12 protein-coding genes are annotated in these 12,599 nt (G+C 58.8%); 4 read left to right on the top strand and 8 right to left on the bottom strand.

Going from position 1 to position 12,599, the window contains the following annotated elements; genetic code table 11:
- The first annotated feature begins 125 nt into the window (after positions 1 to 125).
- Positions 126 to 689, top strand: coding sequence for a hypothetical protein (locus AC07YV_RS25295; RefSeq protein WP_146025405.1), 564 nt, complete (start codon positions 126 to 128; stop codon positions 687 to 689).
- Between the two features lie 306 nt (positions 690 to 995).
- On the opposite strand, the gene AC07YV_RS25290 is transcribed toward AC07YV_RS25295, so the two are convergent.
- Positions 996 to 2,069: a fatty acid desaturase gene (locus AC07YV_RS25290; RefSeq protein ID WP_102701896.1), complete on the bottom strand. Its 1,074-nt coding sequence runs from the start codon at positions 2,067 to 2,069 to the stop codon at positions 996 to 998.
- 100 nt (positions 2,070 to 2,169) lie between these two features.
- Between AC07YV_RS25290 and AC07YV_RS25285 the strand changes: the two genes are divergently transcribed.
- Positions 2,170 to 3,174 carry an AraC family transcriptional regulator gene (locus AC07YV_RS25285; RefSeq protein WP_102701897.1) on the top strand — a complete coding sequence of 335 codons (1,005 nt, stop codon included), beginning with the start codon at positions 2,170 to 2,172 and terminating at the stop codon, positions 3,172 to 3,174.
- Between the two features lie 208 nt (positions 3,175 to 3,382).
- Here the strand turns inward: AC07YV_RS25285 and AC07YV_RS25280 are convergent, their stop codons facing one another.
- The gene (locus AC07YV_RS25280; protein WP_102701898.1) at positions 3,383 to 4,069 is read right to left on the bottom strand and encodes a Crp/Fnr family transcriptional regulator; all 687 of its coding nucleotides are present in this window, start codon (positions 4,067 to 4,069) and stop codon (positions 3,383 to 3,385) included.
- An 83-nt stretch (positions 4,070 to 4,152) separates the two neighbouring features.
- Here AC07YV_RS25280 and AC07YV_RS25275 point away from each other — a divergent pair, with 83 nt between their 5' ends.
- Positions 4,153 to 4,677 carry an Mpo1 family 2-hydroxy fatty acid dioxygenase gene (locus tag AC07YV_RS25275; protein WP_102701899.1) on the top strand — a complete coding sequence of 175 codons (525 nt, stop codon included), beginning with the start codon at positions 4,153 to 4,155 and terminating at the stop codon, positions 4,675 to 4,677.
- Positions 4,678 to 4,784: 107 nt separating this feature from the next.
- On the opposite strand, the gene AC07YV_RS25270 is transcribed toward AC07YV_RS25275, so the two are convergent.
- The 6 genes from AC07YV_RS25270 to dibA form a co-directional block, all read right to left on the bottom strand.
- Complete coding sequence (locus AC07YV_RS25270; protein ID WP_102701900.1) at positions 4,785 to 5,780, bottom strand: sulfate/molybdate ABC transporter ATP-binding protein; 996 nt, start codon at positions 5,778 to 5,780, stop codon at positions 4,785 to 4,787.
- A 3-nt stretch (positions 5,781 to 5,783) separates the two neighbouring features.
- Complete coding sequence (cysW, locus tag AC07YV_RS25265; RefSeq protein WP_007972954.1) at positions 5,784 to 6,653, bottom strand: sulfate ABC transporter permease subunit CysW; 870 nt, start codon at positions 6,651 to 6,653, stop codon at positions 5,784 to 5,786.
- A gap of 12 nt (positions 6,654 to 6,665) precedes the next feature.
- Positions 6,666 to 7,484, bottom strand: coding sequence for a sulfate ABC transporter permease subunit CysT (gene cysT, locus AC07YV_RS25260; RefSeq protein ID WP_007972956.1), 819 nt, complete (start codon positions 7,482 to 7,484; stop codon positions 6,666 to 6,668).
- Positions 7,485 to 7,665: 181 nt separating this feature from the next.
- Positions 7,666 to 8,679, bottom strand: a complete 1,014-nt coding sequence (locus AC07YV_RS25255; RefSeq protein ID WP_102701901.1) for a sulfate ABC transporter substrate-binding protein — start codon at positions 8,677 to 8,679, stop codon at positions 7,666 to 7,668.
- A 115-nt stretch (positions 8,680 to 8,794) separates the two neighbouring features.
- A complete protein-coding gene (gene oscA / locus AC07YV_RS25250) occupies positions 8,795 to 8,977 on the bottom strand; it encodes a sulfur starvation response protein OscA (RefSeq protein ID WP_007975618.1) in 183 nt (60 codons plus the stop codon).
- A gap of 303 nt (positions 8,978 to 9,280) precedes the next feature.
- On the bottom strand, positions 9,281 to 11,194 hold the full coding sequence (dibA, locus tag AC07YV_RS25245; protein ID WP_102701902.1) for a phosphodiesterase DibA: 1,914 nt from the start codon (positions 11,192 to 11,194) through the stop codon (positions 9,281 to 9,283).
- A 147-nt stretch (positions 11,195 to 11,341) separates the two neighbouring features.
- Here dibA and desA point away from each other — a divergent pair, with 147 nt between their 5' ends.
- Entirely contained in the window at positions 11,342 to 12,526 is a 1,185-nt protein-coding gene (gene desA / locus AC07YV_RS25240; RefSeq protein WP_102701903.1) for a delta-9 fatty acid desaturase DesA, read from the top strand.
- Positions 12,527 to 12,599 lie beyond the last annotated feature (73 nt).

The following is a 12,599-nucleotide window of genomic DNA, read 5'->3' as shown; positions in this document are numbered from 1 at the left end:
AAAATAAATAGCACTTCGAAAATACAATGAGCATTCCGGAAAACCTGTCATTTCTGTCAGTAGATAAACCAAACAAAGCGACATTAAATACAGGAGTAGCTAACTAACCACTGCGAGCAAATATTATGAAAGTTGCAACCTTGACAACCTTATTATCCATCCTTTTATCACCCATAATTTATGCTGCAGAGGATACAAAACCACTTTCTGAAAGTTCCGAATTCAAAAATGAATCACCAAGCCGTGCAATCACGGCTCGGATTTATAACCATCCGGATACTACATTACAACCCGGGCAAAGTATGTCTATCCCATTTTTTCCAACCGCGGGTGGAATTTTCAATGCTGCACCACACACCGAATTCCAATTTTTTTCAATTTCAAGGTCTGGATGTTCCAAAAATCTGTGCTTTTTATTTTCCGACTCTAAGATCGAAAGCACTACAAGTGACCATTATTCCACACAGCAAAACCTTACAATTCCAGATTTTGAGGTACTCAACGATGGCTCTGCAGAAATTACAGTGCAAAAAACAGGAGACCCTATTAAAACAATCATAGGTCCTGGTGGAAGATTCAAAATTACTGGCATCCACGGCTCAGGATTTTCTATTAAAGGCTTTATGAAAACAATTCTGATCGAAAGGCAAAAATGCGATGCCGCATACTGTTATCGCGTTCGCCATTAATTCCTTATAGAAGCTGAACCTCTTATCACTCAAAATAATCGTTTGCTCCACCACCGCCGCCGCTGAAATTAGTGTTTTAAAGCTAAAAAAATTCTAATAAGCATCGAGCCAGGTACGAGAAGTATGTGGATGAGACTGGGGTGATCTTGAGTGAATGGCCGTTTCAGCCGGATTGATGCTGCCTGATACAACGCTTTCGCGAGCAAGCCCGCTCCCACAGTGATTTGTGCCGAACGCAAATTTTGCGTTCATCGCAGAAACCTGTGGGAGCGGGCTTGCCCGCGAAGAGGCCCTTTCAAACGACGACTAGACTTGAGCCGTACGCACCTTTTCCGCAGCCACTTCTTCCCTGCGCTCAAACCGGTTAGCCCGCGCAAACGTACCGAAATCATTGAACCGCACCCCCATCTCGCGCATCACCTTGTGCCCCACCGGCACGGTCAACTGGCGGATGTAGAACGGCTCCTTCACCACAAAGTGATGGATCCCGTGGCTGCTGCCGAAGTTGAAGCAGAACGCCTGCAGCGGCCACAGCCACGGGGCATTGAGCACCTGGCACTGCTGCATCACGTTGCCCGGCTCCACGTCACCGTAGTAATGCATGTTCGAGCTGATGAAGTGCAGGCAGAAGGTGCGCAACACGTTCGGGCCGATGATCACGACGGCCGCGATGTCGATCACCTGCATCACCCACAACGTCGTCGCCGACCACTCGATCGGTGCCCCCATCAGGTGCGCAACACCATTCGCTGCATGGAAACCGAGAAACACGTACCACGCGCCCCAGTGCATCAGCGCCAGCGGTGCATAGACCTTTAGCGTGCGTTTGATGATGCTGAACTTCATTGCCCAGGTTTTGGCGCGCAGCATGCGGATGACCGAGGACATGATGTTGTCGCCGATCATCAACAGCCGCGCAAAACCCCAGGGTTCGCCATTGGTGATGGCGCGCTCTTCCGTGTCGGTCTCAGAGCCCGACACCTTGTGGTGATTGAGGTGCAGATGGCGGCGAATCCAGGGGTTGATGGTGCTCGGCCGCGCCAGCCACACCAATCCCATCATCAGGTTGTGCGGCACCTTCTGCTTGCGGAAGTACATGCTGTGGATCAGATCGTGTTCCAGCTCATGGGTCAGCGAAGCGAAAAAAGCGTTGAGCAACAGGCACGCCCACCAGGCCATGTGCCCGCTCATGTAGAGCGCCGCCGAACCGACCATACCGGCGATGGCGAAGGTCAGAATGCCTGCGCCGAGGGCGTCCTGATGCTTGAGAATCGGGTATTTCTCACGCAATTCGACACCTCTGGCCAGCACCACTTCACGGATATGGGCTGAACGTTGGGCTGCATTCAGTCGTTGGGGGCTTGCAGAAGTACGGTCCATGCTTCCATCCTCTGGTTATTGATGGTTGCATCCTGCCTTGCGGAACCTCGCAATGCGGTAGCCGTGAACGCCAACCTGTTGACTGGAAGCGCCAATCAGCATGACTGAACCGACCTCCCTCGCCAGCTGGACCCGCGCCCTGCGCAAGCAGCTCGATGCCCTGGGCATTGACAGCACCGCCCTGTGCCAGCAATCGGGGCTCGACCCGCAACTGATGGACGACCCGAACGCGCGTTATCCCCTGTCGGGCACCACACACCTGTGGAATCTGGCAGTGCAGGCCAGCGGTGACCCGGCGATCGGTTTACGGGTTTCGCGCTTCGTCAGCCCGACCACCTTCCATGCGCTGGGTTATGCGCTGGTGGCCAGCGGCAGTCTGCGGGAAGTGTTCGAGCGCATCGTGCGCTATCACCAGGTGGTCAGCGATGCCCTCGAACTGGAACTGACCCGCGCCGAGGATCGCTACCATTTCCGTCTGAAAATCCCTGCCGGCAACCCGGCCCCGGCCTTCGAAGCCATCGATGCGTTCATGGCGATTTACGTGCGCACCTGCCGCAATCGCCTGGGCCGTGAATACGCACCACTGGCGACCTACCTGCGCCGCCCGGAGCCGGCAGACGCGCACCAATGGCATAAAGTCTTTCGCTCGCCCGTGCACTTCGGCGCCGACGAGGATCGGCTGGAGTTCGCCCTCATCGACTTCGACAGCCACCTGGATGACGCCAACCCGGAATTGGCCGAACACAACGAAACCGTGCTCAAGCGCACCCTGGCGCAACTCAAGCCGCTGACGTGGGAGCGCAAGGTCCGCGACGCCATTGAAGAACAACTGCCCGAAGGCGAACCCAGCGCCGAACACATCGCCAAGGCCCTGCACCTGAGCCTGCGCAGCCTGCAACGGCACCTGGCGGATGAGGGCTGCCGGTTCGATACGCTGCTCAACGAAAGCCGCGAAAACCTCGCGCTGCTGCACCTGCGGGACCCGCAGGTGTCGCTGAGCGAAATCAGTTATCTGCTCGGGTTTGCCGATACCAGCAGCTTCAGTCGCGCATTCAAGCGCTGGACCGGGATGACGCCGGGGCAGTTTCGGGATGGGTTGCGCTGATTGATCCGGAAGGTGAGTTGGCTGGTCTGGCCCCATCGCGGGCAAGCCCGCTCCCACAGGTTTTTCGGTGACCACAACCTTGTGATTTTATACAGGTCCACTGTGGGAGCGGGCTTGCTCGCGAAAGCGGTGTGTCAGTTGAAATTGATATACCTGACCTGGCGCCTTCGCGAGCAAGCCCGCTCCCACAATGATTCAGTGTTCACCGTCAGATTGTCGCCAGTTCCCGCAACCGCTCGGCATCGAGGATTTCGATTTCGCCGTAACTCAGCCCGATAACCCCCTGCCCCTGCAACTCCTTGAGGATCTGGTTGGTGGTCTGGCGCGACAGCGACAACATGGCGGCAAGCTGCTCCTGGGGCAGTTGCAGGACGCGCCGCGGCGGGGCGGTCTCGCCATAGCCTTCGGCGATCATCAGCAAGCGGTGCGCCAGCCGCGCCGGGGCTGGCAACAGGCTCAATTGTTCAAGGTTGATGAAGGTCATGCGCAGTTTCTGGCTCATCAACAATGCCAGTTGCCGCCAGTGCTGCGGATGCTCGTCGAGCAACGCCAGAACGGTGTTCTGGGGAATATGCAGCAGTGTGCACTGGCCCACGCCGTAGGCATCGTGGGTGCGTGGCTGGCCATCGAACAGGCAGATCTCGCCGAACCAGTGCGGCGGCTCCACCAGGCTCAGCAAGGCTTCCTTGCCCTGCTCGCTCACGGCACCGACGCGTACCGCGCCTTCAAGCACCGCGTACAGGCCGCAGGGCGGATCGCCGCGCTTGAACAGCCGCTGGCCCGGCGACAGGCGCCGCAGCCTGGCCGCCGACAGCAGGCTATCCTGTAGGGAAACAGGCAAATGGCTGAACCACTGACCGCTCATCAGGCGTGGGCGCCAGACCTGCATATCCATGAAAACTCCTAGAGATTGTCGCCTGGCTGACAGAGCGGGAAGTGACCCCGGGGCATGATCAATCACCCCACAGGAGAACAACAATGAAAAGCCTCGTCGACCACCTCAGTCAATACGCCGCCTACCACCGTGACCCGCGCAATATTGCATCGCACTTTATCGGTATTCCGCTGATCGTGGTCGCCGTCGCGGTGTTGCTGTCCCGGCCGGAGTGGTCGCTGGGTGGCGTGTGGCTGTCACCGGCGGTGCTCGTGTCGCTGGCATCGGCGTGGTTTTATCTGCGCCTGGAATTGCGCCTGGGCGTGTTGATGACCGTCTTGCTCGGGCTGTGCGTGTGGGCCGGTCATGCGCTGGCACAGCAAAGCACGCTGGTCTGGCTGGGCAGCGGCGTGACGATGTTCGTGATCGGTTGGGCGATCCAGTTTGTCGGCCATCACTACGAAGGGCGCAAACCGGCCTTTGTCGACGACGTGACCGGGTTGATTGTCGGGCCGTTGTTCGTGGTGGCGGAACTGGCGTTCATGCTGGGGATGCGGCATGAGCTCAAAGAGCAGATTGAGGCGCGGGCGGGTGAAGTGCGGGTCAATCCGAAGCGTGCAGCTGTCTAGATAGCAATCGCGAGCAAGCTCGCTCCCACAGTGGATCAGGGTCGAACACAATAGTTGTGGCCAACCCAAATCCCTGTGGGAGCGAGCTTGCTCGCGATGCTTTTGCTTTAGATGTTGGCAACCTTCTGCCAGACCTTCGGCTTGAAGAACAGCGTCTCGCCCTTCGCCAATCCGATCAGGCTGTCGTGATCCTTGACCACTTCGGCCTCGATCAGATCGCTCTGCCCTTCGACCTTCAGCGTCACCCGCGTTGTCGCGCCCAGCGGACGAATATCGCGCACTTCGGCCGCGTGGTGATCTTCCAGTTCATGGCGCGACAGCGACACTTCGTGCGGGCGGAACAGCACGTGGTTGTCTTCGCCCAGGTGCAGGCGGTTCGAATCACCGAGGAAGTGATAGACGAAGTCACTGGCCGGGTTTTCGTAGACGTCACCCGGTGAGCCGATCTGCTCGATCACACCCTTGTTCATCACCACGATACGGTCGGCGACTTCCATCGCTTCTTCCTGGTCGTGGGTCACGAACACCGAGGTCAGGTTGATGTCTTCGTGCAGACGCGCCAGCCAGCGGCGCAGCTCCTTGCGAACCTTGGCGTCGAGGGCGCCGAAAGGCTCGTCGAGCAGCAGCACTTTCGGCTCCACCGCCAGCGCCCGGGCCAAGGCAATGCGCTGGCGCTGGCGCTGGCCGCCGGAGAGTTGCTCCGGATAGCGATCCGACAACCAGTCCAGTTGCACCATGTTCAACAGTTCGTGAACCTTGGTTGCGATCTGGCTTTCACTCGGGCGCTGGTTTTTCGGCTTCATGCGCAGGCCGAACGCGACGTTGTCGAACACCGTCATGTGGCGGAACAGGGCGTAGTGCTGGAACACGAAACCGACGTTGCGATCACGCACGTCGTGGCCGGAAACGTCTTCACCGTGGAACACGATGTTGCCCTTGTCCGGGGTTTCCAGGCCGGCGATGATCCGCAGCAGCGTGGTCTTGCCGCAGCCCGACGGGCCGAGCAACGCGACGAGTTCGCCGCTCTGGATGTCCAGGCTGATGTTGTCCAGCGCCTTGAACGCGTTGAAATTCTTGCTGACGTTACGCACTTCGATCGACATGAATTATTCCTCCGCGGCGCTGGCGCGCAGGCGGTTAATACGGTTTTCGCTCCACTGCTTGAGCAGCAGGATGAAGAGCGCCAGGATCAGCAACAGGCTCGCCACGGCGAACGCGGCCACGTGGTTGTATTCGTTGTAGAGGATCTCGACGTGCAACGGCAGGGTGTTGGTCACCCCGCGAATGTGCCCGGACACCACCGACACCGCACCGAATTCCCCCATGGCCCGGGCGGTGCACAACACCACGCCGTAGATCAGGCCCCATTTGATGTTGGGTACGGTGACGTGCCAGAACATCTGCCAGCCGTTGGCGCCGAGCAGGCGCGCGGCTTCCTCTTCCTGAGTGCCTTGTTCCTGCATCAGCGGGATCAGTTCACGGGCCACGAACGGCACGGTGACGAAAATCGTCGCCAACACGATGCCCGGCAGGGCGAAGACGATCTGGATGTCGTGATCCTGCAGCCATGGGCCAAACAGGCCCTGGGCGCCGAACATCAGCACATAGACCAGACCGGCGATCACCGGCGACACCGAGAACGGCAGGTCGATCAGCGTCACCAGCATGCTCTTGCCACGGAACGAGTACTTGCTCACGCACCAGGCGGCGCTGACGCCGAACACCAGGTTCAACGGCACCGAAATCAGTACGGCGATGACCGTGAGTTTCAGTGCCGACAGCGCGTCCGGCTCAAAGATCGCGGTGAAGAACGCACCGAGGCCGAGCTTCAGTCCCTGGGACACCACGATGAACAGCGGCAGCAGCAGGAACAGCGCAAAAATCAGCCAGCCAAGGCCGATCAGGATTCGCCGCGAAGTCGCGCTGCCACGGCGGGCAGCGTTCGAGGAAGCGGCAGCAATAGACGATTGGGACATGGGTGCGCCTCCTTATGGGGTTTCGATGCGTCGCTGCAACAAGTTGATCAGCAGCAACAGGACGAAGGAAACCACCAGCATCAGTACACCAATGGAGGTAGCGCCGGTGTAATCGTATTGGTCGAGTTTGACCATGATCAGCAGCGGCAGAATCTCGGTTTTCATCGGCATGTTACCGGCGATGAAAATCACCGAACCGTACTCGCCGACCCCGCGGGCAAAGGCCAAAGCGAAACCGGTCAGCCATGCCGGCAGCAGTGCCGGCAGCAGGATATGGCGGAAAACCTGCAACGGTTTTGCACCCAGGCACGCCGCCGCTTCTTCGACTTCACGAGGAATATCTGCCAATACTGGCTGTACGGTACGTACTACGAATGGAAGTGTCACAAAAGTGAGGGCAAGGGTGATGCCCAGGGGGGTGTAGGCGATCTTGAAACCCAGATCCGCTGCAAACTGACCGACCAGGCCGGTAGGGGTGTACAGCGCTGTCAGTGCAATACCGGCCACCGCCGTGGGCAATGCGAACGGCAAGTCGATCATTGCATCGATCACTTTTCGTCCAGGGAAGGTATAGCGCACCAATACCCAGGCCAGCAGCGTGCCGATGATGCCGTTGATGATTGCCGCACACAGGGCAGTGCCGAAGCTGAGCTTCAGCGCCGCCAGCACCCGTGGCGCCGAGATGATTGCCCAGAACTGATCCCAGGTGAGTTGAGCGGCATGCACGAACATCGCCGCCAGTGGTATGAGCACAATCAGGCTGAGGTACACCAAGGTGTAGCCCAGCGTCAGCCCGAAGCCGGGTATGACGGGGGAGATACGACGCGACATAAAAGTCCTTGGTTAAAAAGCGATCTGCTAAACCCACTCATGTGGGAGCGGGCTTGCTCGCGAAAGCAGTGTGTCAGTCAACGTTAATGCCGCCTGATACACCGTCTTCGCGAGCAAGCCCGCTCCCACATGTTAAGCACCTTAGCTGACTTGCATTGGGGCTCGTAGTGGCAATTTAAGATTACTGCGCCTGGTAGATCTGGTCGAACACCCCACCGTCATTGAAGAATTTCGGCTGTGCGGTTTTCCAGCCGCCGAAGTCCTTGTCGATGCTCACCAGTTCCAGTTTCGGGAACTGCTGGGCGTACTTGGCGGCCACGTCCTTGTCACGCGGGCGATAGAAATTCTTCGCCGCGATTTCCTGGCCGGCCGGGCTGTACAGATGCTTGAGGTAGGCTTCGGCGATCTGCTCGTTGCCCTTTTTCTCGGCATTCTTGTCGACCACCGCCACCGGTGGCTCGGCGAGGATCGACAGCGAAGGCACGACGATGTCGAACTTGTCGGCGCCGCCCTCTTCTTTCAGGGCCAGGAAGGCTTCGTTTTCCCAGGCCAGCAACACGTCGCCCTGACCGTTGTTGACGAAGGTAATGGTCGAGCCACGGGCGCCGGTGTCCAGCACGGGCACGTGCTTGAACAGGGTTTGCACGTATTCCTTGGCCTTGGCTTCGTCGCCGCCATTGGCTTTGAGGCCATAGGCCCAGGCCGCGAGGAAGTTCCAGCGCGCACCGCCGGAGGTTTTCGGGTTCGGCGTGATCACCGAAACGTCATTCTTGACCAGGTCACCCCAGTCCTTGATGCCTTTAGGGTTGCCCTTGCGCACCAGGAACACGATGGTCGAGGTGTAAGGCGTGCTTGCATCCGGCAGGCGCTTTTGCCAGTCAGCCGGCAGGGTCTTGCCGAGCTTGGCGATTTCGTCGATGTCACCGGCCAGGGCCAGGGTCACCACGTCGGCGCGCAGGCCATCGATCACCGCCCGGCCTTGCTTGCCCGAGCCACCATGGGATTGCTGGATTTTCACGGTGTCGCCGGCATGTTCCTTTTGCCAGAACTTGACGAATTCGGCGTTGTAGTCCTGGTACAGCTCGCGGGTCGGGTCGTACGACACGTTGAGCAGCTCGTAGTCCTTGGCAACTGCGGAACCGGCAAAAAGGGCGCTGGCCAGGGCGGCCAAAGCGAAATGACGAATCGACGACATGGTGAAAGCTCCTGGAATTCTTGGTTTGTTGGCTTTTTTTATGGACTTCTGGAATCGCGTTGCCGGTTCAAAGATCGCAGCCTTCGGCAGCTCCTACAGGGGGCTGCGATCCACTTCAGCCCGGTTTGTTGCCTGGCTGCTGCAAACGGAATTTTTCTTTGCGTTCGATCTGCACCACCTGCGCGTTGTGCACAGTGATTTCCACGGCACCAAACCGCAGGTCGCGCAGGGCGCTCTGGATTTCACGCAGGATGGTGGCTTCGTCTTGACCGTCGACGCTACGCAGGGATGCGCTCATATTGCTGCTCCTTCAACTGAGAGATTGCCTCGCAGTGTCGGCACTGCTTGCGGCTTGGGAGCAATACTAGTGAGGTCTGGATATTCTTAAAAAGACTATTTAAGAATGTTTATATAACCAGAAAACATTAATTGAAGGGACAAGGGCTTGAGGCGAATCACCCTCTTTCAAGCGCACCAAAAACCTGTGGGAGCGGGCTTGCTCGCGATGAGGGAGTGTCAGTCGCCAGAAATGTCGGCTGATATTCCGCTATCGCGAGCAAGCTCGCTCCCACAGGGTTTGGGCATCAACTGAACTGGGCACCTATCCGATCACCGGCGCACATGTCCAATCCAGCCGCACCGCCGGCACCGGCCGCCCAAACCAGTAGCCCTGCCCCAGATCACAGCCCTGCTCGAGGAGGAAAGCCGCCTGTTCGACCTGCTCGATCCCTTCGGCATGAACCTGCATGCCCATGCTTTGGGCCAGAGCGATGATCACCCGCGAGATCGCCGCATCATCCTCGTCCCACGGCAATCCGGCGACGAAGCCCTGGTCGATTTTCAGTTTTTGCACCGGCAGGCGCTTGAGCCGCAACAGCGATGAGTAACCCGTGCCGAAGTCATCGATGGCCAGGCGCACACCCAACTCGCGCAGGCGATGCATCTGCTCCAGCGCGACTTCCGGATCGTCCATCACCGCGCTTTCGGTCACTTCCAGTTCCAGACAGTCCGGTTCCAGCCCGGTTTCGCGCAGTACCTGCGCCACCTGCTGATACAGCTCGCGACGGGCGAACAGGCGCGATGAAACGTTGACCGCCACAAACGACAGCACCACCCCGTCCTGCTGCCACTGACACATCTGCCGGCACGCCTGTGCCATGACCCAGGCATCGATTTCGGCGATCAGACCGGTTCGTTCGGCGACTGGAATGAATTCCGCCGGTGACACCAGCCCCCGCTGCGGGTGCTGCCAACGCACCAGCGCCTCGACACCCATCAGGCGGCTGGTCTTCAGGTCGTGAACCGGCTGGTAATAAACCTGCAGTTCCTGCTGGTCCAGGGCGCGGCGCAATTCGAAAGCGATCTCGACCCGTTGCTGCACGTGGGCCGTCAGCTCTTCGGTGTACAGGGCATAGTCATTGCGCCCCGTGCTTTTGGCCTTGAACAGCGCAGAGTCGGCATTACGCAGCAGTTGCTCGACGCTCAAGGCATCGCTGGGGAACAGGCTGATGCCGATGCTGGTGTTGATGAACAACTGGTGCCCATCTATGAGGAACGGCTCTTTGAGGCCATCGATAATCCGCTGGGCCAACGCAGCGGCCTGAACCAGTTGCGGACAGCTTTCGGCGAGTACCGCGAACTCATCCCCACCCAAGCGCGCCAGCGTGATGCCCGGGCCGAACATGGCGGCCAGGCGCCCGGCCACCGCCTTGAGCAACTGATCGCCGATGGTATGCCCAAGGCTGTCGTTGATCATCTTGAAGTGATCGAGATCGATCATCAGCAGCGCGCAACCACGCTTGTGCACCTGTGCCGAGGCCAGGGCCTGTTCGGCGCGGTCGGTGAACAGCAGACGGTTCGGCAGGTCGGTCAGCGGGTCGTGGTGCGCCAGGTGCATCAACTCGTGTTCGGAGTTCTTGATTGCGCTGATATCGGAAAACACCGCCACATACTGGCTCGGCTGGCCGTCGTCATCATGAATCAGGCGGATTGTCTGCCATTGCGGGTAAATCTCGCCGCTTTTGCGTCGGTTCCAGATTTCCCCGCTCCACTCCCCGGCGCTTGCAAGCGTGGCGAACATCGCTTGATAGAATTGCGCTGGATGGCGCCCCGACTTGAACATATTGGGCCGCTGCCCCAGCACCTCCTCAAGGGCATAACCGGTGATCTCCATAAAGGCCCGGTTCACATGGACGATCGCGCCTTCCCGATTGGTGACCAGCACCCCTTCGCGCGTGCAGTCGAACACTGCCGCCGCCTGTCGCAAGCGCATGCGGTCGGCATCGCGCTCACGCAGTTTGGCGTCGATACCCCGCAGAAGCCGCACCCGGGCAATGAGGATCAGTCCGGCGCTGAATAGCACCCAAACGTAACCGTTGATCAGTTGCCATCGCAGTCGCTCGGCGGAGCTATCGAATAAACTGTTCAATAAATAGCCACTGACTAGCAGCCAAACGACGGAAAGCAACAGATAAAGCAGCGCTGCACGCAAGGCATCGCGATAGGTGGCAGGCATCCGGCGATCCATGTCCATACAAAAAGGTTGGAATTATAGTTTAAAGACACATCCAGCCACTCTTATCTGAAAGGGCGACTGGTTTTCTGTGTGGGCTTAGTGATAATGCAACGGCTGTTTTTTTCTTTATCGAGGGCCCTACAGCCTATGTGGTACGAAGGTTTACTTGGCTTGTCGGCCTGGTCACTGGTGGCAGTCACCCTGCTGATGACCCACGTCACGATCATCGCCGTCACGGTCTATCTGCATCGTTACTCGGCCCATCGCTCCCTGGAGCTGAATGGGGGCCTCAAGCATTTCTTCCGTTTCTGGCTGTGGCTGACCACGGCGCAGAACACCCGCGAGTGGACGGCCATCCACCGCAAGCATCACGCCAAATGCGAAACCGTCGATGACCCGCACAGCCCGGTCATCAAGGGGCTGTCCACGGTGCTGCGCAAAGGCGCCGAGCTGTACCGCGCCGAAGCGGAAAACCCCGAGACGCTGCGCATCTACGGCAAGAACTGCCCCGAAGACTGGATCGAGCGCAACCTCTACAGCCGCTTCCCGCTGTTGGGCGTGGCGATCATGGCCGCTATCGACCTGATGCTGTTCGGCACCATCGGCATCACCATCTGGGCCATCCAGATGATGTGGATCCCTGTGTGGGCCGCCGGCGTGGTCAATGGCCTGGGCCATGCCATCGGCTACCGCAACTTCGAATGCCGCGATGCGGCCACCAACCTGGTGCCTTGGGGCATCCTGATTGGCGGCGAAGAACTGCATAACAACCATCACACCTACCCTAATTCGGCAAAACTGTCGGTGAAGAAGTGGGAATTCGACCTGGGCTGGGCGTGGATCAAAGTCTTCAGCTTCCTGCGCCTGGCCAAGGTTCAACGGGTTGCGCCGATTGCCCATCGCGTCGAAGGCAAGGGCAACCTGGACATGGACACCGCCATGGCGATCCTCAACAACCGCTTCCAGATCATGGCCCAGTACCGCAAATTGGTGATCGGCCCGCTGGTCAAGCAAGAGTTGGAAAAGGTCGATCACTCGGTCCGCCACCAGTTCCACCGGGCCAAACGCTTGCTTTCGCGAGAGACCAGCCTGCTGGATGACAAACACCATGTACGCATCCAGAACATGCTCGAGCACAGTCAGGCACTGAAGGTAATCTACGAGAAACGCCTGGCCCTGCAGCAGATCTGGGTCAAGACCAGCTCAAATGGCCACGACATGCTGGCGGCCATCAAGGACTGGGTGCACGAAGCCGAAGCCAGCGGGATTCAATCCCTGCGCGACTTCGCCGATCAGTTGAAAACCTACTCCCTGCGCCCTGCCGCTGTCTAAACCTGTGGGAGCGGGCTTGCTCGCGAATGCGGTGTGTCAGTCGACATAAAAGGTGACTGACACACCGCATTCG

This window comes from Pseudomonas sp. GW456-E7, assembly GCF_059424105.1.
Note: the sequence above shows the minus strand (reverse complement) of the source record. Positions and strands in the feature narration are given on the sequence as shown.

Coding starts and splice junctions, on each gene's coding strand:
- AC07YV_RS25295 (WP_146025405.1), top strand. CDS start 126: ATGAAAGTTGCAACCTTGACAACCTTATTATCCATCCTTTTATCACCC.
- AC07YV_RS25290 (WP_102701896.1), bottom strand. CDS start 2,069: ATGGACCGTACTTCTGCAAGCCCCCAACGACTGAATGCAGCCCAACGT.
- AC07YV_RS25285 (WP_102701897.1), top strand. CDS start 2,170: ATGACTGAACCGACCTCCCTCGCCAGCTGGACCCGCGCCCTGCGCAAG.
- AC07YV_RS25280 (WP_102701898.1), bottom strand. CDS start 4,069: ATGGATATGCAGGTCTGGCGCCCACGCCTGATGAGCGGTCAGTGGTTC.
- AC07YV_RS25275 (WP_102701899.1), top strand. CDS start 4,153: ATGAAAAGCCTCGTCGACCACCTCAGTCAATACGCCGCCTACCACCGT.
- AC07YV_RS25270 (WP_102701900.1), bottom strand. CDS start 5,780: ATGTCGATCGAAGTGCGTAACGTCAGCAAGAATTTCAACGCGTTCAAG.
- cysW (WP_007972954.1), bottom strand. CDS start 6,653: ATGTCCCAATCGTCTATTGCTGCCGCTTCCTCGAACGCTGCCCGCCGT.
- cysT (WP_007972956.1), bottom strand. CDS start 7,484: ATGTCGCGTCGTATCTCCCCCGTCATACCCGGCTTCGGGCTGACGCTG.
- AC07YV_RS25255 (WP_102701901.1), bottom strand. CDS start 8,679: ATGTCGTCGATTCGTCATTTCGCTTTGGCCGCCCTGGCCAGCGCCCTT.
- oscA (WP_007975618.1), bottom strand. CDS start 8,977: ATGAGCGCATCCCTGCGTAGCGTCGACGGTCAAGACGAAGCCACCATC.
- dibA (WP_102701902.1), bottom strand. CDS start 11,194: ATGCCTGCCACCTATCGCGATGCCTTGCGTGCAGCGCTGCTTTATCTG.
- desA (WP_102701903.1), top strand. CDS start 11,342: ATGTGGTACGAAGGTTTACTTGGCTTGTCGGCCTGGTCACTGGTGGCA.